This window comes from Paenibacillus sp. FW126-R14 (assembly GCF_058789495.1).
Genome location: NZ_JBYTBS010000138.1, coordinates 1 through 752, shown reverse-complemented (window position 1 = coordinate 752; position 752 = coordinate 1). Strand labels below are relative to the sequence as shown.

Sequence of the window (752 nt, the reverse complement as noted above, 5' to 3'; positions counted from 1 at the left end):
TATTTAGCCTTGGCAGATGGTCCTGCCGGATTCCGACGGGGTTTCACGTGACCCGCCGTACTCAGGATACCTCTAGGGGATTCGTTCGATTTAAGCTACAGGGCTTTTACCTTCTATGCCGGACCTTTCCAGATCACTTCGCCTACCGAACTAACCCCATATTGAGGTCCTACAACCCCAAGGAGCAAGCTCCTTGGTTTGGGCTATTCCGCTTTCGCTCGCCGCTACTGACGGAATCACTTTTGTTTTCTTTTCCTCCAGGTACTTAGATGTTTCAGTTCCCTGGGTATGCCTCTACTAAAGCTATGTATTCACTTTAGAGTAACTGCGCATTACCACAGCTGGGTTCCCCCATTCGGACATCCCCGGATCAAAGCCTGCTTACGGCTCCCCGAGGCATTTCGTCGTTCGCCACGTCCTTCTTCGGCTCCTAGTGCCTAGGCATCCTCCGTGTGCTCTTTCTAGCTTAACCTAGAAAAAAACATGTATAGATATTACCTAAGTTCTTACTTTACGTTTCATTTCGTTATCTAGTTTTCAAGGAACAATGTTGCAATCGTTACATTCGCGAAGCGATGTCGGTTGTCAACTGTTTTTGAAAGATTGCTCTTTCAAAACTGAACACGAGTGAGTAAGCGATTGTGTGCTTTCGCACTTGACTGGGTCTTATCAAGACCGAGTCTCCATAGAAAGGAGGTGATCCAGCCGCACCTTCCGATACGGCTACCTTGTTACGACTTCACCCCAATCAT

The 752-nt window shown here is 47.9% G+C and carries 2 rRNA genes; both read right to left on the bottom strand.

The annotated features are described in order from the left end of the window. A 23S ribosomal RNA gene (locus AC3WRW_RS33050) occupies positions 1–472 on the bottom strand; the annotation flags it as partial. Between the two features lie 217 nt (positions 473–689). After that, positions 690–752, bottom strand: a 16S ribosomal RNA gene (locus AC3WRW_RS33045); the annotation flags it as partial.